Consider the following 6,449-nt stretch of genomic DNA (forward strand, 5'->3'; position numbering starts at 1 on the left):
TTGAAAGTAGTAATACTTATGAAAGTATAAGTACTTTTGGGGGTTCGTGTAAGCCGCGAGGGCGTGACTTATGTCCTAGTGGCGTTCTGGTTGTGGCGTCCGGGCCGGTTTCGATGCGGGTTCCGGTGCCTGTTCTCGTGCCTGTTCGGGTTCCGCAAGGAACAAAGCCAACTTCTCCAAGGCGGGCAGGCTGGCCGCGATCTTTTCACGCTCTTCCGGGAGCAACCGTTCGCTGGCTTTCGTCAGTGCATCAGCCCATGCGCCCTCGAGGAGTGACTTGATGCGCTTGGACTCGTCCGTGGGGTGGAGGGAGACGTACCGCTTGTCCGCCTCATCCTTAACCCGCGTGACCAGGCCGGCAGCCACCAACTCGCGCAACTGGACACTTACATTGCTCAGTTGCCTGCCCAGGCGAGCGGCCACCTCAGCAACGGTGACTCCAGGGTGGCTTTCTATGACCCTAAGGATCTCCAGTACGCCGTTGGAGATGGGGCGGAGGCCTGTTTCGTTGAGGGACTTACGCCGGATGTCGGACGAGATATCGATCATGCAGACGGCCAACGCCACATGGTCCACTGGCTTTTTTCCCATCCGTCAAGCATAGGTGCGGTGTGTATCGGCTGGCCGAGCGCTAGGGTCGTCATGAACGTTTATTTGGCAGTTCACCCGTTGTGAAGCGGGTGCTTTTGGGGGAAGTCATGAAATTTGCTGTTGGATCCGTCCTTTTCGCAGTGGTGCTGTCCGCAGGACTGGTCGCCTGCATGCCCACGAAAGAATCGCCCGAACCGGAGTCTCCGGTGACCAGTGCGCCAGCGGCACCTGCCGCCGTCGAAGACGCGGCCCTTAAAGGGGCAACAGTCACCGATTCGTTCGGAAATGTGGACTTTTACACCACAGCCGACGGTGACACGCTTGCAAAAGTGGCTGAGTCCTTTGACTTGTCCAGTGCAAAACTTGCGGAATTCAATGGACTAACGGCCGGCGCGGCGGTCCCGGCCGGGACCAAGCTTCGACTGATTCCCGCAGCGGCTCCAACCCCCGGTGCCATGGGGACGGCGACTGAAGATGCGCAGGGCATCCCCTTGACCTACATGATCGAACCGGACGACACGCTGGACGGAATCACCTACCGCTTTGGAATCACTGGAAAACAGTTGGCGGAAGCGAACAAAGTCCCTTACGTGCACGAGCAAGGAAACACCTACTTCATCCGCTCCGGGCACCTTATCCAGTTGCAGAAGAACCCTGTGGACAGCAGGTCCGGTACAGGCGCCACAGTCAGTAACTCCTTCGGCCAGCCGATCTTTTACACCACTGTCGACGGCGATTCCTTCGACAGTCTCGGCTACAAATTCAGATCCACCACCGAGCAGCTGTTGAGGTATAACCCTGCCCTTTCCGCCGGAGAGTCCATTCCCGCCGGCACCAAGATGCGCTTGTTCCCCGGCGAACTGCCGATCGACGGCGCCCGTGGAACCTTCACGGCGGACACGGACGGAATTCCCCTGACGTACACGACGGCGGCGGGAGACAGGGAGAGCCGGGTTGCCTTCCGTTTCAGCGTGGTTGACATTCGTGCAGCGAACCGGCCGCTGACCGCCGGCAAGGGATCCTGGTACGACTTGACGGATGCCCCCTCCGGAGAGTTGGCAGCCGGGCAAACCATCAGTCTTGCCCTGGACAAGCCAATCAACAGGTAGTCGTCTCTGTGCCGGTGCCCTGAGCGGCGGTATAGTCGGGCCCATGCTCTCATTGCGTCGATTTACTTGCCCCCGACCGGCCTCCGGTCGCGAGGGCTGCTTGGCGCGCGCCTAGGTCCTGGCATCGGAGTGAGTCGGGGGAGGAAACCTCCACCCAATCCAATCCAAGGACCAGCAATGACCACATATCTCAGCCCCTTAGAGCTTCACGATGCCCTCCGCATCAGGGACCTCTCGAATCCCGACAATGGCCCACACGCCATGCAATCCTTACTCCATGACGTGATTTACGCTCTGCGCAAGCGATGGGATGTGTCCGAACGAATAGTTCGCAATAGTCCATTGGTCAGCGTTGCCGACAATTACGATCGATTGGGTTTCAGTCCCGCAGGCGTCACACGTGACAAAAGGTATTCCCGGTATGTCAGCCCCACCGTCATGCTGCGCAGCCACACGTCTGCGTCCATCCCGTCGCTATTGCGCTCGCTTGATCCGGAGGCGTTGTTGGACGAGCTTTGGGCCATCCCGGGTCTGGTCTATCGGCGCGACGCCATCGACCGCACCCACGTGGGGACGCCCCATCAGGTGGACTTGTGGCGCCTGTCCTCCATCAAGTCGCTGGATTCCGACCATCTGCAGGAGACGATCAGCTCGCTGGTGGATGCCGTGCTTCCGGGCGCAGAGTGGCGCGCTGTTCCGGCCGTCCATCCTTACACGCAAAAGGGCTTGCAGATAGACGTCCTCATGAACGGTGACTGGCTTGAGCTCGCCGAATGCGGGCTCATGGCGCCTCAACTTTTCCTTGATGCAGGTTTGGATCCCGGAACCTGGTCCGGTCTGGCTCTAGGGATGGGACTGGATCGTGCCCTGATGCTTCGCAAGGGCATCCCGGACATCAGGTTGCTCAGGTCCGCCGACCCGCGCGTTGCACAGCAAATGCTTGACCTTTCCCCGTGGAAACCTGTGTCCCAAATGCCTCCTATCAGAAGGGATCTCTCCATTGTGATCGGGGAGGATGCAGACGCTGAACTGCTTGGCGACAAGGTCCGGTCAGCCTTGGCTGGTCGAGTCGAGGATTTGGAAAGTGTTGAGTTGCTGGCCCTAACTCCCTACAACCAGCTGCCGCCAGCGGCTCGAAAAAGGCTTCAGATTCTTGCCGGTCAGGCCAACGCCCTGATTCGGTTGGTGCTGCGCCCTCTTGGCCGCACAATGACTGATCCTGAAGCTAACCAGATCCGTGACGACGTCTATCTGGCTTTGCACGAAGGTCCCGTCAAGGAGCTCATCGCGAAGTGATCAGCGGTCCAGGGCGACCTGATGACTGGGGCCCGGTTGCTAGGCTTGACTCATGACCCGTCGCCTTGCTGCCCTGACCGCCGTCCCCCTGATGTTGCTGCTCGTCGGCTGCGGAGCCGTGGAGGAAGCAGCTACAAGCGCAGCCAGCGACGCCGCATCGAAGGTGGCTACGGCCGCCGCTGATGAAGTGACCAAACAGGTCTGCGCCGTGGTCCAGGACGGCTTGGTCAGCGTTCAGGACAAGCAGTTGCTTGCCGGGTTGGTCTCGGCCGCTGGTGCTGCCGGCGTTCCCGCTGAAATTACGACGCCGTTGAACCAGATTGCGGAAGCCGGAGACGAGGTGCCGGCCGAGTCGGTTCAGGCCCTCAAGGACGCCTGCGCACCGTAGCATAGGCCAGGCGTCCGGCTACAGCTGACGTTCGGGTTGCCGGGCGTCCTGGCTATGGTCTTTGCCGCGGCCGGCAAAAGCCGGACCTGCGAGGAACCAGATACCCACAACCGTGCCCAGCAGGACCATGGTCGCCCAATAGGGGTGCTCCGCCGCGGCATCAATACTTTGAGGTATTCCGCTCCCTTCGATGGCCAACATCAGTCCGAGCATGGCTACAGCGATACCCGAAGCAAGCATCGCGCGGAACCATTCCAGCCAAAGGGCCTTAACTTCTGCTCGTGACCCTTTCCGCGGTTTCTTCGGTTTCGGACCATCCGCGAAACGGTGACGAAAACGCGCGTCAGCCCAAGCGACCATCGAGTGGCCAAAGGCGATGGTAAACCCCAGATAGATTGCAGCCAACGCATGGGCCTGCGTCGGCGGGGCTCCGCTGGCAACATCGATCATGACGAAGGTCAACAAGGCCGCATCCACGAGCGGTACGGCGGTTAAAGCGATAGTGCTCGCGCGCTGAGCCCGGACAATGTAGCGGAGGGCCAGCCCTCCGAGCAAGAAAACCCAGAAGAGCACTTCGGCTGCGACGATAGCCAGAATCATGACGGCATCTCCCACGAATCCAGGAGGCTTTCGACAAGCTCAATCGCTTCTTCGGCGGATAGCATCCCCGGGGCAGTGAGAAGCCTGAGGGTGATCCCGTCCAGCAGCATGTTCATTGCCGCAGCGGATGCCCGGACATCGAGTTCGTGGCGGGCGGCGCCCGTATCTACCAACGACTGCACCAAGTGCTCCACCAGCTGCTGTGTTTCATCCGCAAGCCGAACGGTCATAGGTCGGAGCACGGGATGGACCGTTGCCTTGACGATGAATTGCAGATAGGCGAGAAATAGTTCTTCGCGGTCTTTGGTCAGCGGAAGCAGCTCGAGCATGACAGCAAGGGCACCTTTGCGGGTGCTGCGGGCATCCCAGGCTTGAGCATTTCCTGCCTTTGACCGTGACGTTTCCAAGGCGACCCGCACCCGCGTGGTCATCTCCTCAATGAGTTGCTCCATCGCGAAAACATGCAGTTCATCCTGCGTGGCGAAAAAGTGGCGTACTGAGCCGGTTGAAAGTCCGGTCTCTGCTGCTACGGCCCTGACGGAGGCTGCCTCGAAACCCTCGCGTCGGATGATGCTCCACACTGCCTTCGAAAGCACTCGGCGTCGTTCCACGCCGTCGATTGTCCTCACCATCATTCCAAAATATCACGAGTGTATTAGTTTGAAACTCTTCTGATAATAAGTAGCCTTATGATATTTTCGGATTGACTGGGATTGAGCAGGCGGTTCCGGTCGCGACAACCAGGATCTTGAGCCGTTTGCCAATAGAGGAGAACTCATGACATCCACCCATAGCCCAACCGGAACCCGATCAACCATTCAACGAGCAGCACAAATCGTCGGAGCGGTATTCCTCCTCGTTGGAGTGCTGGGATTCATCCCTGGAATCACTTCGAATTACGAGTCATTGTCGTTCGCGGGACACGATTCCGACGCACTGTTGTTGGGAATTTTCCAAGTTTCGATCCTGCATAACATCGTGCACCTGCTCTTTGGTGTGGCAGGCATACTGATGGCCCGTACGCCAGGACAGGCACGCAACTACCTCATTGGTGGTGGCGCTGTGTACCTCGTCCTTTGGATCTATGGCCTGGTCATCGACCAAGAGTCCAGTGCGAATTTCGTGCCGGTCAACAACGCCGACAACTGGCTTCACCTCATCTTGGGAGTGGGCATGCTGGCACTCGGCCTGGCGCTCGGCCGACGGACCACCAACACACGCACGGGGTCGGTGACCGGAAGGTAATCCGATGCGCTCCTAGGGGCCCAATGACACCAAACGGGCGGACAGCTGGGTGGTCCGCCCGTTTGCGTGTGCAGGTGCAACGCTCACAGGTGCTAAGTGAAGGCTGACCGGGGCAGGGTCACGCTTGCGGCCGGCTGTTTTGTTGCCCCGGCCCGATGTCCCGGAAGGGGCGGGGGTCTGGAGCGGTAGGTGTGCCCTGTGGGCGTGCGGAGTTCCAGAGTGTGCACGTCTTCGACTAGCGGCTTACTCTTCCATCCCGGGTTTTCTTTGGTGTGGTTGCAGGCTTCGCATAGTCCTGCTGCGTTAGTGAGCGTGGTGGTTCCGTGTGAGTGCCAGGGGACGATGTGATCGATGTGTCTTATGGGCGCGTCGCAGTAGGGGGTGCGGCAGATGTCGTCGCGGGTTTCTATAAAACGTCTCAGTTGTGGTGGGAAGAGGCGGGCTTTGGAGTCCGTGGTCAGGAGTTCTCCACTGGCCGGCGCGGTGTAGAGCCGGCGGAGCCAGACGGTGAACTCTTGGTCCTGGGCTGATTGCTCGTGGCCTGGCGCCGGTTGGTGTTGGGCTTGGGCTTGGGCCTGGGCAGGGTCTTCGTCTTGGGGTACGCGCGCGGCGTCCGTGTGTCTGGAGCCGGAGGGTGTGCTGCCGTGCGTCGACGGTTTGGCTTGTCCCGAACGGAGAAGTTCCCTTGCCCATTCGGCCGGGACGATTCCGTAGCCCTTTAGCCGTGCTGGTTCGCTGTCGCCTTGGAAAAGGGTGCGGTCGGTCATGACGAGGTCCAGGTTGATCCCTGAAATCCCGCCGGGTGTGCCGGTGACGCGTTCAACCAGGGTGTCGGCCATGACCTGACCACGGGTCCGGACAACACCAGACACCGCGTCACCGCTGGAACGGGCCGAATCAGCCGCGCGGCACAGAGCTGCGTAAACAGCCACCCCTTGGGCCACGGGAAGCAACGCGGTCAGGTACGTCATCGTGTCCGGTGCCGGGCGCAGGCTCACCATCCTCTCAGCGGCGGCACGGCTGGCACGCCCCGTCACGGACCGCGGGTCACGTCGATACGCGGCAGCCTTCACCGCCGCGATGATCGCCTTATCCCCGGCACCATCAAAGGTCCCGGTATCGGCGGCGAGCTCCTCATCCACCGCGCCCCGGTCCTCAACAGACAAACACGCGGTCTCCTTGACCAGCAGCGTGGCCCGCCACTCATTCAACTGCCCCGA

At 60.3% G+C, this 6,449-nt stretch carries 8 protein-coding genes; 4 read left to right on the forward strand and 4 right to left on the reverse strand.

Annotated features, from left to right (window positions below):
* Positions 1-75: 75 nt before the first annotated feature.
* A complete protein-coding gene (locus ACIQTW_RS20180; RefSeq protein ID WP_402940791.1) occupies positions 76-591 on the reverse strand; it encodes a MarR family winged helix-turn-helix transcriptional regulator in 516 nt (171 codons plus the stop codon).
* A 107-nt stretch (positions 592-698) separates the two neighbouring features.
* Between ACIQTW_RS20180 and ACIQTW_RS20185 the strand changes: the two genes are divergently transcribed.
* The 3 genes from ACIQTW_RS20185 (at position 699) to ACIQTW_RS20195 (ending at position 3,384) form a co-directional block, all read left to right on the forward strand.
* Complete coding sequence (locus ACIQTW_RS20185; RefSeq protein ID WP_402940794.1) at positions 699-1,700, forward strand: LysM peptidoglycan-binding domain-containing protein; 1,002 nt, start codon at positions 699-701, stop codon at positions 1,698-1,700.
* 177 nt (positions 1,701-1,877) lie between these two features.
* Entirely contained in the window at positions 1,878-2,996 is a 1,119-nt protein-coding gene (locus tag ACIQTW_RS20190) for a hypothetical protein (protein WP_402940797.1), read from the forward strand.
* A gap of 52 nt (positions 2,997-3,048) precedes the next feature.
* Positions 3,049-3,384: a hypothetical protein gene (locus tag ACIQTW_RS20195; RefSeq protein WP_402940800.1), complete on the forward strand. Its 336-nt coding sequence runs from the start codon at positions 3,049-3,051 to the stop codon at positions 3,382-3,384.
* A gap of 18 nt (positions 3,385-3,402) precedes the next feature.
* Here ACIQTW_RS20195 and ACIQTW_RS20200 read toward each other — a convergent pair whose 3' ends face one another.
* Both ACIQTW_RS20200 and ACIQTW_RS20205 read right to left on the reverse strand, forming a co-directional pair.
* Positions 3,403-3,984, reverse strand: a complete 582-nt coding sequence (locus ACIQTW_RS20200; protein WP_402940802.1) for a hypothetical protein — start codon at positions 3,982-3,984, stop codon at positions 3,403-3,405.
* Entirely contained in the window at positions 3,981-4,613 is a 633-nt protein-coding gene (locus tag ACIQTW_RS20205) for a TetR/AcrR family transcriptional regulator (protein ID WP_402940805.1), read from the reverse strand. The genes ACIQTW_RS20200 and ACIQTW_RS20205 overlap by 4 nt, the downstream gene beginning before the upstream one ends.
* A 148-nt stretch (positions 4,614-4,761) precedes the next feature.
* Between ACIQTW_RS20205 and ACIQTW_RS20210 the strand changes: the two genes are divergently transcribed.
* Positions 4,762-5,229 (forward strand): DUF4383 domain-containing protein, encoded by a 468-nt coding sequence (locus ACIQTW_RS20210; RefSeq protein ID WP_402940808.1) that lies wholly within the window; start codon positions 4,762-4,764, stop codon positions 5,227-5,229.
* Between the two features lie 92 nt (positions 5,230-5,321).
* On the opposite strand, the gene ACIQTW_RS20215 is transcribed toward ACIQTW_RS20210, so the two are convergent.
* Positions 5,322-6,449 (reverse strand): HNH endonuclease (locus ACIQTW_RS20215; RefSeq protein WP_402940811.1); only part of this gene is annotated, 1,128 nt, incomplete at its 5' end.

Source organism: Paenarthrobacter sp. NPDC090517, assembly GCF_044769165.1.
Lineage (GTDB): Bacteria > Actinomycetota > Actinomycetes > Actinomycetales > Micrococcaceae > Arthrobacter.

Bases quoted from the DNA above. Each gene is read 5' to 3' on its own strand.
- ACIQTW_RS20200 (WP_402940802.1), bottom strand. From the start codon at position 3,984: ATGATTCTGGCTATCGTCGCAGCCGAAGTGCTCTTCTGGGTTTTCTTG.
- ACIQTW_RS20210 (WP_402940808.1), top strand. From the start codon at position 4,762: ATGACATCCACCCATAGCCCAACCGGAACCCGATCAACCATTCAACGA.
- ACIQTW_RS20185 (WP_402940794.1), top strand. From the start codon at position 699: ATGAAATTTGCTGTTGGATCCGTCCTTTTCGCAGTGGTGCTGTCCGCA.
- ACIQTW_RS20195 (WP_402940800.1), top strand. From the start codon at position 3,049: ATGACCCGTCGCCTTGCTGCCCTGACCGCCGTCCCCCTGATGTTGCTG.
- ACIQTW_RS20190 (WP_402940797.1), top strand. From the start codon at position 1,878: ATGACCACATATCTCAGCCCCTTAGAGCTTCACGATGCCCTCCGCATC.
- ACIQTW_RS20180 (WP_402940791.1), bottom strand. From the start codon at position 591: ATGGGAAAAAAGCCAGTGGACCATGTGGCGTTGGCCGTCTGCATGATC.